The sequence below is a fragment of the Pseudomonas sp. B13(2017) genome, assembly GCF_002113245.1.
Classification (GTDB): Bacteria; Pseudomonadota; Gammaproteobacteria; order Pseudomonadales; family Pseudomonadaceae; genus Aquipseudomonas; species Aquipseudomonas putida_Z.
This window is the reverse complement of the sequence record NZ_NEJX01000008.1, coordinates 134,480-148,291: the sequence shown is the minus strand read 5'-3', so window position 1 is coordinate 148,291 and position 13,812 is coordinate 134,480. Positions and strand designations below refer to the sequence as shown.

At 63.7% G+C, this 13,812-nt stretch carries 13 protein-coding genes; 10 read left to right on the top strand and 3 right to left on the bottom strand.

The window, feature by feature from the left end:
- Positions 1–117: 117 nt before the first annotated feature.
- Positions 118–789 (top strand): response regulator, encoded by a 672-nt coding sequence (locus CAG44_RS13175; protein ID WP_025340433.1) that lies wholly within the window; start codon positions 118–120, stop codon positions 787–789.
- Positions 782–2,161: a sensor histidine kinase gene (locus tag CAG44_RS13170; RefSeq protein ID WP_085590282.1), complete on the top strand. Its 1,380-nt coding sequence runs from the start codon at positions 782–784 to the stop codon at positions 2,159–2,161. The genes CAG44_RS13175 and CAG44_RS13170 overlap by 8 nt, the downstream gene beginning before the upstream one ends.
- Positions 2,162–2,378: 217 nt before the next feature.
- Here CAG44_RS13170 and CAG44_RS13165 read toward each other — a convergent pair whose 3' ends face one another.
- Both CAG44_RS13165 and CAG44_RS13160 read right to left on the bottom strand, forming a co-directional pair.
- Positions 2,379–3,185: an HDOD domain-containing protein gene (locus CAG44_RS13165; protein WP_015271603.1), complete on the bottom strand. Its 807-nt coding sequence runs from the start codon at positions 3,183–3,185 to the stop codon at positions 2,379–2,381.
- 55 nt (positions 3,186–3,240) lie between these two features.
- Positions 3,241–4,182, bottom strand: a complete 942-nt coding sequence (locus CAG44_RS13160; RefSeq protein ID WP_085692283.1) for a folate-binding protein YgfZ — start codon at positions 4,180–4,182, stop codon at positions 3,241–3,243.
- 133 nt (positions 4,183–4,315) lie between these two features.
- Between CAG44_RS13160 and CAG44_RS13155 the strand changes: the two genes are divergently transcribed.
- The gene (locus CAG44_RS13155; RefSeq protein ID WP_003252043.1) at positions 4,316–4,570 is read left to right on the top strand and encodes a succinate dehydrogenase assembly factor 2; all 255 of its coding nucleotides are present in this window, start codon (positions 4,316–4,318) and stop codon (positions 4,568–4,570) included.
- The gene (locus tag CAG44_RS13150) at positions 4,554–5,012 is read left to right on the top strand and encodes a protein YgfX (protein WP_085692282.1); all 459 of its coding nucleotides are present in this window, start codon (positions 4,554–4,556) and stop codon (positions 5,010–5,012) included. The genes CAG44_RS13155 and CAG44_RS13150 overlap by 17 nt, the downstream gene beginning before the upstream one ends.
- 118 nt (positions 5,013–5,130) lie before the next feature.
- Here CAG44_RS13150 and nadB read toward each other — a convergent pair whose 3' ends face one another.
- Positions 5,131–6,735, bottom strand: a complete 1,605-nt coding sequence (gene nadB / locus CAG44_RS13145) for an L-aspartate oxidase (protein ID WP_075046174.1) — start codon at positions 6,733–6,735, stop codon at positions 5,131–5,133.
- A gap of 434 nt (positions 6,736–7,169) precedes the next feature.
- Here nadB and rpoE point away from each other — a divergent pair, with 434 nt between their 5' ends.
- The 6 genes from rpoE (at position 7,170) to lepB (ending at position 13,810) form a co-directional block, all read left to right on the top strand.
- A complete protein-coding gene (gene rpoE, locus CAG44_RS13140; RefSeq protein ID WP_003252049.1) occupies positions 7,170–7,751 on the top strand; it encodes an RNA polymerase sigma factor RpoE in 582 nt (193 codons plus the stop codon).
- Positions 7,752–7,782: 31 nt separating this feature from the next.
- Positions 7,783–8,373: a sigma-E factor negative regulatory protein gene (locus CAG44_RS13135; RefSeq protein WP_013973999.1), complete on the top strand. Its 591-nt coding sequence runs from the start codon at positions 7,783–7,785 to the stop codon at positions 8,371–8,373.
- A 12-nt stretch (positions 8,374–8,385) separates the two neighbouring features.
- Positions 8,386–9,348 carry a MucB/RseB C-terminal domain-containing protein gene (locus CAG44_RS13130; RefSeq protein WP_085692281.1) on the top strand — a complete coding sequence of 321 codons (963 nt, stop codon included), beginning with the start codon at positions 8,386–8,388 and terminating at the stop codon, positions 9,346–9,348.
- A gap of 220 nt (positions 9,349–9,568) precedes the next feature.
- Positions 9,569–10,969: a DegQ family serine endoprotease gene (locus CAG44_RS13125; protein ID WP_371257967.1), complete on the top strand. Its 1,401-nt coding sequence runs from the start codon at positions 9,569–9,571 to the stop codon at positions 10,967–10,969.
- Between the two features lie 181 nt (positions 10,970–11,150).
- Positions 11,151–12,950 (top strand): translation elongation factor 4, encoded by a 1,800-nt coding sequence (lepA, locus tag CAG44_RS13120; RefSeq protein ID WP_025340425.1) that lies wholly within the window; start codon positions 11,151–11,153, stop codon positions 12,948–12,950.
- A 5-nt stretch (positions 12,951–12,955) separates the two neighbouring features.
- Positions 12,956–13,810 (top strand): signal peptidase I, encoded by an 855-nt coding sequence (lepB, locus tag CAG44_RS13115; protein ID WP_003258486.1) that lies wholly within the window; start codon positions 12,956–12,958, stop codon positions 13,808–13,810.
- The last annotated feature ends 2 nt before the right edge of the window (positions 13,811–13,812 follow it).

The following is a 13,812-nucleotide window of genomic DNA, read 5'->3' as shown; positions in this document are numbered from 1 at the left end:
CTAGGTAACCAACCTTTCGCTAACCTTTCAGCGTGAAAGGTTTGTCGACAGGGCTTCACAGGCCTGCCGACAGCGGTACACTCCGCGCCACCGTCCCACCCGAGCAGGGAGAATCCGATGCGTGTGCTGCTGGTCGAAGACCACCTGCAACTGGCCGAAAGCGTGGCCCAGGCCTTGAAAAGCCATGGCCTGACCGTGGATGTGCTGCATGACGGCGTGGCCGCCGACCTGGCCCTGGCCAGCGAGGAATACGCCGTGGCCGTGCTGGATGTCGGCTTGCCGCGCATGGACGGCTTCGAGGTGCTGGCGCGCCTGCGCGGCCGTGGCAAGACCCTGCCGGTGCTGATGCTGACCGCGCGCAGCGACGTCAAGGACCGGGTCCACGGCCTGAACCTGGGCGCCGACGACTACCTGGCCAAGCCGTTCGAGCTGACCGAACTGGAAGCACGGGTCAAGGCCCTGCTGCGGCGCAGCGTGCTCGGTGGCGAGCGCCAGCAACGCTGCGGGCCGCTGGTGTACGACCTGGACACCCGGCGCTTTGCCCTGGGTGGGGAAAACCTGACCCTGACCTCGCGCGAACAGAGCGTACTGGAAGCGCTGATCGCCCGACCGGGCCGGGTGATGAGCAAGGAGCAACTGGCCGCCCAGGTGTTCGGCCTGGACGAAGAGGCCAGCCCCGACGCCATCGAAATCTACATCCACCGCCTGCGCAAGAAGCTCGACGGCCACCCGGTGGCCATCGTCACCTTCCGTGGCCTGGGCTACCTGCTCGAGCACCGCGATGCGTGACAACGGTAGCCTGCGCGGGCGCTTGCTCGGCAACCTGGCCTTGCTGCTGGTGGTGCTGATGCTGGCGAGTGGCCTGAGCGCTTATTGGAATGGCCGCGAGGCCGCCGACACCGCCTACGACCGGACCCTGCTGGCCTCGGCGCGGACCATTGCCGCAGGCCTGTCCCAGCGTGACGGCTCGCTGAGCGCAGATGTGCCCTACGTGGCCCTGGACACCTTCGCCTACGACAGTGCCGGGCGCATCTACTACCAGGTGCTGGACATCCAGCAGCGGCTGATTTCCGGTTACGAGAACCTGCCAGCGCCGCCGCCGGGCACGCCGCGTACCGACGATTACCCGGCGCTGGCGCGGTTCTACAACGCCACCTACCTGGGCCAGGACGTGCGGGTGGTCAGCCTGCTGAAGCCGGTGAGCGAGCCGAATATGAACGGCATGGCGGAAATCCGTGTGGCCGAGACCGAGGAAGCGCGGGTGCGCATGGCCCGTGGCCTGATGGCCGATACCCTGCTGCGCCTGGGGATGCTGGCACTGGGCGCGCTGGTGATGGTGTGGTTTGCCGTGAGTGCCGCGTTGCGGCCGCTGGAGCGCCTGCGCACGGCGGTGGAAGAGCGCCAGCCGGACGACCTGCGGGCCTTGCCGGTGGTGCAGGTGCAGCGTGAGCTGGGCCCACTGGTGCGGGCTTTGAACCATTTCACCGAGCGTTTGCGTGGCCAGTTCGAGCGCCAGGCGCAGTTCATCGCCGACGCCGCCCACGAGTTGCGCACGCCACTGGCGGCGCTGAAGGCGCGGGTCGAGCTGGGCTTGCGTTCGGCCGAGCCGCAGGAGTGGCGGCAGACACTGGAGTCCGCGGCCCAGGGCACTGACAGGCTGACCCACCTGGCCAACCAGCTGCTGTCGCTGGCGCGGGTCGAGAACGGTGCGCGGGCGATTGCCGAAGGCGGGGCGCAGCGCCTGGACCTGAGCCAGTTGGCTCGTGAGCTGGGCATGGCCATGGCACCGCTGGCGCACAAACGCGGGGTGGCGCTGGCCCTGGAGGCCGAGGCGCCGGTGTGGCTGAAGGGGGAGCCGACGCTGCTCAACGAGCTGTTGAGCAACCTGGTGGACAATGCCTTGGCGCATACGCCGGCTGGCGGCAACGTGATCTTGCGGGTGCTGGCGCCGGCGGTGCTTGAGGTGGAGGACGACGGGCCGGGGATTCCCGAGGCTGAGCGTGAGCGGGTATTCGAGCGCTTCTACCGGCGCAGTGCGCAGGGCAGTGGGCTTGGCTTGGCGATTGTCGGCGAGATCTGCCGGGCGCACTTGGCGCAGGTGAGCCTGCATGACGGTGCGAATGGCGGGTTGCGGGTGCGGGTGAGTTTTATCGCGGATTGATGTGTGGCCTGTACCGGCCCTTTCGCCGGCAAGCCAGCCCCACCTCGACTGCATTGACCTCAAGTCATGTGCTATCCCTGTGGGAGCTGGCTTGCCGGCGATGAGGCCAGTACAGGCAGCACAAGATATGCTGCCACAGGTTTAACTGCCCTCAAGAACAGCGGGCAACTTGTGGGAGCTGGCTTGCCGGCGATAGGGCCGAACAGGCTGACACTGGTCAGCGCAACATGCTCCGCGCCTCGATCAGTTCACCTACTTCAAGCTCGGTGCCGTACGGCAGGCCCAGGTGGCGGTATGCCGGTAGTGCTGCCAGCGGCCGGTGGCGCCCGCGCTGGCTGATGCAGCGGGCGATCTGCACGATGTCGATGTAGTCGATCTTGTCAGTCTGCCGGTCCAGGTCCTGCACCTGGCTCGGCAGGTTGACCAGTTGCTCCGGAAATTCCCAGGCCTTGAGGATCTTGTCGCCCAGCACCGGCTGGATCTGCTCGATCACATAATGCAGGCACACCGGGTCGGACAGCAGTTCGTTGTGCTCTTCGGCATAGATCAGCACCGGCAGTGCGCCAATCTGGTTGACCAGCCCGCCGAGGGTGGCCTGGTCGGGCTTGAGTTGTGTAAAGCGGCGGCAAATTTCGTAGCTGATGCCCGCCACATCCAGGCTGTTGGCCCAGATATCACGTAACTTCTGCTCCACCGCCGGCGCCCGGGCGTGGAAAATCTGCTCGATCACCAGGCCAATGGCCAGGTTGCAGCTGTAGTTGATGCCCAGCCGCGTGATGGCGGTGTGCAGGTCGGTGACCTCGACCGCCGCGCGCAGCAGCGGGCTGTTGACGACCTTGATCAGGCGCGCTGAAAGGGCCGCATCGCGACCGATCACCTTGCTCAGGGCCGCCACGCTGATCTCGCTGTCTTCCGCCGCCTCGCGGATGCTCAAGGCAACCTCGGGCAGGGTCGGCAGGACCAGGTCATCCTTTTCGATGGCATCGAGCAACTGTGCTTGAACCATCTCGGCCAGCTTGTTCATGGGCGTGTCTACCGCAGTGGTGGTGCGGCCCCGCCACGTAGGCGGGGCAGGCTGGTCAACGCTGGATTTCCCGGTCACGGTCCAGTTCGTAGGGCAGGGTCAGCACCTGCAGGCGCGGGCCTTCCAGGCTGCCCAGGTGCAGGTTGTCGTCTTCCACCGCTTCGGCGCTGAGCACGGCGAGCAGTTCGCAGCCTGTGCCGTTGCTGGCAGCAATGACCACTTCACCAACCGACGAACCATGGGTGGGCGAGAAGATCTCGGCGCCCGGGGCCGGAATGGCCTGCTGGTCCAGTGCCAGGCGGTACTGGCGGCGCTTGAGCTTGCCCAGGTACTGCATGCGGGCAACGATTTCCTGACCGGTATAGCAGCCTTTCTTGAAGCTGACGCCGTCGACGGCCTGCAGGTTGATCATCTGCGGGATGAACAGCTCGCGGGTCGGCCCCATTACCTGGCCGATCCCGGCGCGGATCTGCCCCAGCAGCCAGTTGTCGAGGCTACCTTCAGGCAGTGCGGCGGCCAGCGCCTGGCGAACGCTGTCGGCTTTGTCTGCCGGTGCCCACAGCTCCACGCGGCCAGCGGACACGGCAATGGCGATCAACCCGTCGTGGCGCACGGTGCTGCCAGCTGCCGCAGGCACATCGAGCCCCAGGGCCTGCAGCGCCGCATCGCCGCCTTGCAGGCCGAAGCGTGCCCAGGCAGCGCTTTCATCGGTCAGCGTCGCCTTGGAGAACACGGCGTACTTCTTGAGGTCGGCCAGCTGGGCGTCGAGCAGCTCGCTGGCCATGGCCAGCAGGTAGCCGTTGCCTTCGGGCAGGATGCGGAAACTCGACTGCATGCGCCCCTTGACCATGCAGCGGGCGCCGAGGCTGGCGTGTTCCGGGCTGAGGTAGTTGATGTTGCAGGTCAGCTGGCCTTGCAGGAACTTGCCTGCATCGGAGCCGCGGACGGCGAGGATGCCCTCGTGGGACAGGGGGCAGAAGAAAGCGGAATCGGCCATGGGTCATCGCGGTGGCTAAAGACTGGCGGCCATCATAGAACGCCGGTAACAAAATAGGTAGGTGACTAGACCAACGCCCGGTGTCGCTTCGCTCGCCTGGCTGTATACTGGCGGGCCATTCGAGGAGGGCCCCATGGTCGAACAAACTGAACTCAACCGGCTTTTCTGGCACAGCCGCCGCGGCATGCTGGAACTGGACGTACTGTTGGTGCCTTTCACCCAGGAAGTCTACCCCACGCTCAACGAAACCGACCGCGAACTCTACGTGCGTCTGTTGAGCTGCGAGGATCAGGACATGTTCGGCTGGTTCATGGAGCGCACCGAGTCCGAAGACCCGGAGCTGCAGCGCATGGTTCGCATCATCCTGGACCGTGTCCAGCCCAAGTGAGTGCTTCGAGTGCCGCTGGCAAGGCTCGCGCCTGCTGCTGGCGGCCTACCTGGGGTGCCAGGTACTGGCGTGGTTCGCCGTATGGGCGAGCCCGCTGCCCGGGTGGTCGGCCCTTGCTGTTGTCGCCACCTGTATTGCCCACGCAGGCTGGGCCATTCCCCGACGTATTCTGCTGACGCATGAGCATGCCGTTGTTGGCCTGCGCCGTGATGTGCGCGGCTGGCAGGTGTTCAGCCGTGCCCGTGGCTGGCAGCCGGTGCGCTTGTGCCGGGACAGCGTGGCGTTGCCGGCGCTGGTGGTGTTGCGCTTTGTGCGGGCGGGGCGCTGGTTGGGGGAGAGCCAATGCGTGCCACGGGATGCGCTGGGGGCTGATGAGCACAGGCGCTTGCGGGTGCGGTTGAAATTCAGCCGGCGCAGGTGGGCAGGGGTGAGCCGGGTATAAAACCATACCGAGTTGGCTTCTTCGCGGGCTTGCCCGCTCCCACAGGTACTGCGCAAGCCTGCAAGGCAGTGGGAATCCTGTGGGAGCGGGCGCGCCCGCGAAGGCCGAGACGCCGATTTTAGATCGGGCTGAGAATGGTGTCCTTGGCCTCGTCCAGCATCCCCGGGTAATCCAGGGTGTAATGCAGTCCGCGGCTTTCCTTGCGCTGCATGGCCGACAGGATCATCAACTCGGCAACCTGCGCCAGGTTGCGCAATTCGATCAGGTCGCGGCTGACCTTGTAGTTGCTGTAGAACTCGTCGATTTCGTCCAGCAGCAGGCGAATGCGGTGCTGCGCTCGCTGCAGGCGCTTGCTGGTGCGCACGATGCCGACGTAGTCCCACATGAAGCGCCGCAGTTCGTCCCAGTTGTGCGCAATGATCACGTCCTCGTCCGAGTCGGTGACCTGGCTGGCGTCCCAGCCGGGCAGGGCCTTGGGCATGACCACTTCATCCAGGTGCGCCTGGATGTCGGCCGCGGCGGCACGGCCATAGACGAAGCACTCCAGCAGCGAGTTGCTGGCCATGCGGTTGGCACCGTGCAGGCCGGTGAAGCTGGTTTCACCTATGGCATACAGGCCCGGTACATCGGTGTGGCCGCGGTCGTCGACCATCACTCCGCCGCAGGTGTAGTGCGCAGCCGGTACTACCGGGATCGGCTGACGGGTGATGTCGATGCCGAAGGCCAGGCAGCGCTCGTACACGGTGGGGAAGTGGCTCTTGATGAAGTCGGCCGGCTTGTGGGTGATGTCCAGGTACACGCAGTCCACACCCAGGCGCTTCATCTCGTGGTCGATGGCGCGGGCCACGATGTCGCGCGGGGCCAGTTCTTCGCGGGGGTCGAAGCGTGGCATGAAACGCTCGCCATTGGGCAGGCGCAGCAGGGCACCTTCGCCGCGCAGGGCTTCGGTGACCAGGAAACTCTTGGCCTGCGGGTGGTACAGGCAAGTCGGGTGGAACTGGTTGAACTCCAGGTTCGCCACCCGGCAACCGGCCCGCCAGGCCATGGCGATGCCGTCGCCGCAGGCACCATCGGGGTTGCTGGTATACAGGTAGACCTTGGCCGCGCCGCCAGTGGCCAGCACGGTGAAACGCGCACCGAAGGTGTCCACCTCGCCGGTGTTGCGGTCGAGCACATAGGCACCCAGGCAGCGCTCGCCGGGCAGGCCGAGGCGACGTTCGGTAATCAGGTCGACCGCCACGCGCTGCTCCAGCAGCTGGATGTTCGGGCGTTTGCGGGCCTGCTCCAGCAGCGTGGTGAAGATGGCTGCGCCGGTGGCGTCGGCGGCATGGATGATGCGCCGGTGGCTATGGCCGCCTTCTCGGGTCAGGTGGAACTCGAAGCCACCGTCGTCGACGCTGTAGTGCTCGTCGCGGGTAAAGGGCACGCCTTGCTCGATCAGCCACTCGATGGCTTCGCGGCTGTGCTCGACGGTAAAGCGCACAGCTTCTTCATGGCACAGGCCGCCGCCGGCATTGAGGGTGTCCTCGACATGCGACTGCACGGTATCGGTATTGTCCAGCACTGCCGCGACACCGCCCTGGGCCCAGAAGGTCGAGCCGTTGGCCAGGTCGCCCTTGCTGAGCACGGCGACTCGCAGGTGGCTGGGGAGGTTCAGTGCCAGGCTGAGACCGGCGGCACCGCTGCCGATCACCAGGACATCATGTTGGAATTGTTGGCTCATGTCGGGACACTAGTATTCTTTGGAAGGGGCGCGGCACAATAGTCACGCGCCGATGGCATTGTGAAACTATCGTTAAAGCTGGCCGGGTTGCCTTTATAGCAGCCCAGGGTGGCCAATTTCCATGCCACTTGCCTGGTCGCGACAACCTTTGTGGGAACTTTCCGACATGGCCGGAAATCCTATGAAGGCTGCCCACGCGCCACAACTTGCCGCGGCGACGCAGGGCGGCAGGCCTGTCCGGGCTGTCCCTGCGTACTCGAAACCTGATTATCGACGTAGCCGGCCGTGACCGTGCCGCGTCTTCCGTGCAACCCGACCAAGGGCTGCAGGAAACTTGCTTGGAGGGGAGAACTTTTGCGCAAAGCCCGAGTCTATGGTTGCAAGCCTGAACGATGGCTGTTGCAACGCTCCTTCGAGTTCACTGAGGAGTGTTCATGCTAACCCAGGAAGAGGATCAGCAGCTTGTCGAGCGCGTTCAGCGCGGTGACAGGCGAGCTTTCGATCTGTTGGTGCTGAAGTATCAGCACAAGATTCTCGGGTTGATCGTGCGGTTCGTTCACGATACCCACGAGGCCCAGGATGTAGCACAGGAAGCCTTCATCAAGGCCTACCGTGCGCTTGGCAACTTCCGCGGAGACAGTGCGTTCTATACGTGGCTGTACCGCATCGCCATCAACACGGCGAAGAACTACCTGGTGTCCCGTGGAAGACGGCCGCCAGACAGTGATGTGAGCTCCGAGGATGCGGAGTTTTACGACGGCGATCATGGTCTCAAGGATCTCGAGTCCCCAGAACGCTCGTTGTTGCGGGATGAAATCGAAGGCACTGTCCATCGCACCATCCAGCAACTGCCTGAAGACTTGCGCACGGCACTGACCCTGCGCGAGTTCGACGGGCTGAGTTACGAAGACATTGCCAGTGTCATGCAATGTCCGGTGGGTACCGTGCGCTCTCGAATCTTCCGCGCTCGGGAGGCCATAGACAAAGCCCTGCAACCTTTGCTGCAGGAAACCTGAGACAGCGGCGACAGCCAAGAGAGGAACCGCCATGAGTCGTGAAGCTTTGCAGGAATCGCTGTCCGCGGTGATGGATAACGAAGCGGACGAGCTTGAACTGCGTCGTGTGTTGAACGCCGTAGACGATGCTGAAACCCGTGCCACCTGGTCGCGTTACCAGGTTGCCCGCGCAGCCATGCACAAGGAGCTGCTGCTGCCCAATCTGGATATCGCCTCGGCGGTGTCTGCAGCGCTGGCTGACGAAGCCGTGCCGGCCAAGGCCAAGAAAGGGCCATGGCGCAGCATTGGCCGCCTGGCGGTAGCTGCCTCGGTCACCGTAGCGGTGCTGGCCGGTGTGCGCATGTACAACCAGGACGAGATCACTGGCGCCGAGCTTGCTGCCCAGCAACCTGCCCAGCAAGGCCTGAGTGTGCCACAAGCACAAGGCCCGGCCGTTTTGGCAGGCTATAGTGAGAGCAGTGAGCAACCGACCGGGCCGATGGCCAACGGCGTGCTGCAGAACCAGGCCGGCTGGGACCAGCGTCTGCCAGGCTACCTGCGCCAGCATGCCCAGGAATCTGCGCTCAAGGGCACTGAAACCGCATTGCCGTATGCCCGCGCCGCCAGCCTGGAAAACCGTTAAGTAAGGAGGATCATGCGCGCGCTACCTCTCCTGTCGCTGCTGATTGGCAGCTGCATGACGGTGCCAGCATTGGCGGCCAATTCCTCGCCTGAGGCGAGCGAGTGGTTGAGCAAGCTGGCACAGGCCGAGCAAAAGCAGAGCTACCAAGGCTCTTTTGTCTACGAACGCAATGGCAGCTTCTCTTCTCACGAGATCTGGCACAGGGTCGACGACGGCAAGGTCAGCGAGCGGCTGTTGCAGCTCGATGGCGCCGCCCAGGAGATCGTGCGCGTGGATGGCAAGGTAGAGTGCGTCAGCGGGGCCTTGGCCAGTGGTGTGACAACGCCCCCGGACACCGCGCAGCGTGTGCTTGATCCGCTGAAACTGATGGGCTGGTATGACTTGAGCGTGGCGGGCAAGTCACGGGTCGCCGGGCGCGATGCCGTGATCGTGACGCTCACCCCGCGCGACCAGCACCGTTATGCCTTCGAATTGCACCTGGACCGTGCTACCGGCCTGCCGCTGCGCTCGTTGATGGTCAACGACAAGGGGCAGTTGCTGGAGCGCTTCCAGATGACCCGTCTCGATACCGAAGCACCTAGCGACGACGACCTGCGCGCCAGCGCTGCGTGCAAGCCGGTGCAGCATGTGGCCGCTGCCGCCAATGACACGGTCGCCGGCTGGCGTTCGGACTGGCTGCCGCCTGGCTTCGAACTGGTCAACAGCTCGGTACGCCGCGACCCCAAGAATGACAGCACGGTCAGCAGCCTGATGTACGACGATGGCCTGGCGCGCTTCTCGGTGTTCCTCGAGCTGGTAAAGGATGAGGGCGGGACCGACATGCGTACCCAGCTTGGCCCGACTTCGGCGGTCTCGCGTCGGCTGAACACGCCCAAGGGCAAGGTGATGGTCACTGTGGTCGGCGAGATTCCGCTGGGTACCGCAGAACGTGTGGCGCTGTCGATGCGCCCCCAGGATGGCCAGGCGCGCCAGTGATGGCGCGCATTTGGGGCCTGCGTGCGGGCCATGCCAAGGCGTGCGGACATGCCTCTGAAATGAAATTAAAGCATTGTCATTTGCAATCCATCGGCAAATTTTCTATAGGTCAGGCTTCTTGGAGCCTGGCCTTTCCTGCTTTGTGCAGGGGCCTTTCTAAACTACCGCTCGTTGTGACGGGAGCCGTATGTCAATACCACGCTTGAAATCCTACCTATCGATGTTCGCCGCCGTGCTGATGCTCGGCCAGGTGCTCAGCGCCCAGGCCGAGGAAGCCCTGCCGGACTTCACTACCCTGGTCGAGCAGGCCTCGCCAGCCGTGGTCAACATCAGCACCAAGCAGAAGCTGCCGGACCGCCGCATGGCCGCCGGGCAGATGCCCGACCTGGAAGGCCTGCCGCCGATGTTCCGCGAGTTCTTCGAGCGCAACATGCCGCAGCAGCCGCGCTCGCCGCGTGGCGACCGCCAGCGCGAGGCCCAGTCGCTGGGTTCGGGCTTCATCATTTCCAGCGATGGCTACGTGCTGACCAACAACCACGTGGTAGCCGATGCCGACGAGATCATCGTCCGCCTGTCGGACCGCAGCGAGCTGCAAGCCAAGCTGGTCGGCACCGATCCGCGCACCGACGTGGCTTTGCTCAAGGTCGAAGGCAAGAACCTGCCGACCGTCAAGCTGGGTGATTCCGAGAAGCTCAAGGTGGGCGAGTGGGTACTGGCCATCGGTTCGCCGTTCGGCTTCGACCATTCGGTGACCAAAGGTATCGTCAGCGCCAAGGGGCGCACCCTGCCCAACGACACTTACGTACCGTTCATCCAGACGGACGTTGCCATCAACCCGGGCAACTCCGGCGGCCCGCTGTTCAACATGAACGGCGAAGTGGTGGGTATCAACTCGCAGATCTTCACCCGTTCCGGCGGTTTCATGGGCCTGTCGTTCGCCATCCCGATCGATGTGGCGATCGATGTCTCCAACCAGCTGAAGAAAGACGGCAAGGTCAGCCGCGGCTGGCTGGGCGTGGTGATCCAGGAGGTCAACAAAGACTTGGCTGAGTCGTTCGGCCTGGACAAGCCGGCCGGTGCCCTGGTGGCCCAGGTGCTGGAAAACGGCCCGGCAGCCAAGGGCGGCCTGCAGGTGGGTGACGTGATCCTGAGCATGAACGGTCAGCCGATCGTCATGTCGGCCGACCTGCCGCACCTGGTTGGCAGCCTCAAGGACGGCGAAAAGGCCAAGCTTGAGATCATCCGCAACGGCAAGCGCCAGAACCTCGACATCAGCGTTGGCGCACTGCCGGACGACGATGCCGACATCGGTACCGGCGCCGAAGGCAGCGCCGAGCGCAGCAGCAACCGTCTGGGCGTCTCGGTGGCCGACCTGACCGCCGAGCAGAAGAAAGCCCTGGAGCTCAAGGGTGGCGTGGTCATCAAGGAAGTCCAGGATGGCCCGGCCGCGATGATCGGCCTGCGCCCGGGTGACGTGATCAGCCACCTGAACAACCAGGCCATCGGTTCGGCCAAGGAATTCACCGAAATCGCCAAGGAACTGCCGAAGAACCGTTCGGTGTCGATGCGCGTGCTGCGTCAGGGCCGTGCCAGCTTCATTACCTTCAAGCTGGCTGAATAAGCGGCTTGGCAGGGAGGAAAGGGCAGCTTCGGCTGCCCTTTTTCATGAAAGTTCACAATTGCAGGGGCGAATGCTGTGTACAGCCCGATAGAGGAATCTCCCATATCCCGGCAGCTTAAGGTACAATTCCCGGCTATTTTTCGGCGGGCGTCCGGCTCGCAGCCTTTTCGAGTGTTGACCCGTGAGTGATTTGAGTCATATCCGCAATTTCTCCATCATCGCCCACATCGACCATGGCAAGTCGACGCTGGCCGACCGTTTCATCCAGATGTGCGGTGGCCTGTCGGCACGCGAGATGGAAGCCCAGGTGCTCGATTCCATGGACCTGGAGCGTGAGCGCGGTATCACCATCAAGGCCCACAGCGTCACGCTCAATTACAAGGCGCAGGACGGCAAGGTCTACCAGCTGAACTTCATCGATACCCCCGGCCACGTCGACTTCACCTACGAAGTCTCGCGTTCGCTGGCGGCCTGTGAAGGCGCGCTGCTGGTGGTGGATGCTGGCCAGGGCGTCGAGGCCCAGTCCGTAGCCAACTGCTACACCGCCATCGAGCAGGGCCTTGAGGTCATGCCGGTACTGAACAAGATGGACCTGCCGCAGGCCGATCCGGATCGCGTCAAGGACGAGATCGAGAAGATCATCGGCATCGACGCCACCGACGCCGTGGCCTGCAGTGCCAAGAGCGGCATGGGCGTGGACGAGGTGCTCGAGCGCCTGGTACAGACCATCCCCGCCCCGGAAGGCGATATCGAGGCGCCGCTGCAGGCACTGATCATCGACTCCTGGTTCGACAACTATCTGGGCGTGGTCTCGCTGGTGCGCGTGCGCCACGGCCGCGTCAAGAAAGGCGACAAGATCCTGGTCAAGTCCACCGGCAAGGTGCACCTGGTCGACAGCGTGGGCGTGTTCACCCCGAAACACACCCAGACCGCCGACCTGAAGGCCGGCGAAGTGGGCTTCATCATTGCCAGCATCAAGGACATCCACGGTGCCCCGGTCGGTGACACCCTGACCCTGTCCTCGACCCCTGAGGTCGAAGTGCTGCCAGGCTTCAAGAAGATCCAGCCGCAGGTCTACGCCGGCCTGTTCCCGGTCAGCTCCGACGACTTCGAGGACTTCCGCGATGCGCTGCAGAAGCTGACCCTGAACGACTCGTCGCTGCAATACATGCCGGAAAGCTCCGACGCCCTGGGCTTCGGCTTCCGTTGCGGCTTCCTCGGCATGCTGCACATGGAGATCATCCAGGAGCGCCTGGAGCGCGAATACGACCTGGACCTGATCACCACGGCGCCAAGCGTGATCTACGAGCTGGAACTGAAAACCGGCGAGACCATCACCGTCGACAACCCGTCGAAGCTGCCAGACGTCTCGGCGGTCGCCGATTTCCGCGAGCCGATCGTCACTGCCACCATCCTGGTACCGCAGGAACACCTGGGCAACGTCATCACCCTGTGCATCGAGAAGCGTGGCGTGCAGCGCGACATGCAGTTCCTCGGCAGCCAGGTGCAGGTGCGCTACGACCTGCCGATGAACGAAGTGGTGCTGGACTTCTTCGACCGCCTCAAGTCCACCAGCCGCGGCTATGCTTCGCTGGACTATCATTTCGATCGCTACCAGTCGGCCAACCTGGTCAAGCTGGATGTATTGATCAACGGCGACAAGGTCGATGCCCTGGCATTGATCGTGCACCGCGACAACGCGGCCTACAAAGGCCGTGCGTTGACCGAGAAGATGAAGGAGCTGATCCCTCGGCAGATGTTCGATGTGGCGATCCAGGCAGCTATCGGCGGCCAGATCATCGCGCGGACAACCGTCAAGGCGCTCAGAAAGAACGTACTGGCCAAGTGCTACGGTGGTGACGTCAGCCGTAAGAAGAAACTGCTGGAGAAGCAGAAGGCCGGTAAGAAACGCATGAAACAGGTGGGTAACGTGGAGATTCCACAAGAAGCCTTCCTCGCCGTGCTCAGGTTGGATAGCTAGGTCCTATGTCGCTAAATTTCCCGCTGTTGCTAGTCATCGCCGTCTTCGTCTGCGGCCTGCTGGGCTTGATCGACCTGCTGTTCCTGGCTCCGCGCCGGCGTGCGGCAATCGCCAACTACCAGGGCAGCGTCAGCCAGCCCGAGATGGCGGTGGTCGAGCGCCTGGGCAAGGAGCCGTTGCTGGTCGAGTACGGCAAGTCGTTCTTCCCGGTGCTGTTTATCGTGCTGGTGCTGCGTTCGTTCCTGGTCGAGCCGTTCCAGATCCCTTCGGGGTCGATGAAGCCGACCCTGGAAGTGGGCGACTTCATCCTGGTGAACAAGTTCTCGTACGGCATTCGCCTGCCGGTGATCGACAAGAAGGTCATCGAGGTGGGTGACCCGCAACGCGGTGATGTGATGGTGTTCCGCTACCCGAGCGACCCGAACGTCAACTACATCAAGCGTGTGGTAGGCCTGCCGGGTGACCAGGTGCGCTACACCAGCGACAAGCGGTTGTTCGTCAACGGCCAGCCGATTGCCGAACAACTGGTGGGCACCGAGCCGGGCACCCTGGGCAGCGCCGAGCTGTACAAGGAAAAGCTCGGCGAGGCCGAACACCTGATCCGCAAGGAAATGAGCCGTTACCGCATGCCGCCGGACCAGCAATGGACCGTGCCGGCAGGCCATTACTTCATGATGGGCGACAACCGCGACAACTCCAACGACAGCCGTTACTGGGATGACCCGAACATCCCGAAGGAACTGCACGGCATGGTTCCGGACCGGAACATCGTCGGCAAGGCCTTCGCGGTGTGGATGAGCTGGCCAGAGCCCAAGCTCAGCCACCTGCCCAACCTGTCGCGGGTCGGTCTGATCCATTGATA

Bases quoted from the DNA above. Each gene is read 5' to 3' on its own strand.
- CAG44_RS13175 (WP_025340433.1), top strand. From the start codon at position 118: ATGCGTGTGCTGCTGGTCGAAGACCACCTGCAACTGGCCGAAAGCGTG.
- CAG44_RS13170 (WP_085590282.1), top strand. From the start codon at position 782: ATGCGTGACAACGGTAGCCTGCGCGGGCGCTTGCTCGGCAACCTGGCC.
- CAG44_RS13165 (WP_015271603.1), bottom strand. From the start codon at position 3,185: ATGAACAAGCTGGCCGAGATGGTTCAAGCACAGTTGCTCGATGCCATC.
- CAG44_RS13160 (WP_085692283.1), bottom strand. From the start codon at position 4,182: ATGGCCGATTCCGCTTTCTTCTGCCCCCTGTCCCACGAGGGCATCCTC.
- CAG44_RS13155 (WP_003252043.1), top strand. From the start codon at position 4,316: ATGGTCGAACAAACTGAACTCAACCGGCTTTTCTGGCACAGCCGCCGC.
- nadB (WP_075046174.1), bottom strand. From the start codon at position 6,735: ATGAGCCAACAATTCCAACATGATGTCCTGGTGATCGGCAGCGGTGCC.
- rpoE (WP_003252049.1), top strand. From the start codon at position 7,170: ATGCTAACCCAGGAAGAGGATCAGCAGCTTGTCGAGCGCGTTCAGCGC.
- CAG44_RS13135 (WP_013973999.1), top strand. From the start codon at position 7,783: ATGAGTCGTGAAGCTTTGCAGGAATCGCTGTCCGCGGTGATGGATAAC.
- CAG44_RS13130 (WP_085692281.1), top strand. From the start codon at position 8,386: ATGCGCGCGCTACCTCTCCTGTCGCTGCTGATTGGCAGCTGCATGACG.
- CAG44_RS13125 (WP_371257967.1), top strand. From the start codon at position 9,569: ATGTTCGCCGCCGTGCTGATGCTCGGCCAGGTGCTCAGCGCCCAGGCC.
- lepB (WP_003258486.1), top strand. From the start codon at position 12,956: ATGTCGCTAAATTTCCCGCTGTTGCTAGTCATCGCCGTCTTCGTCTGC.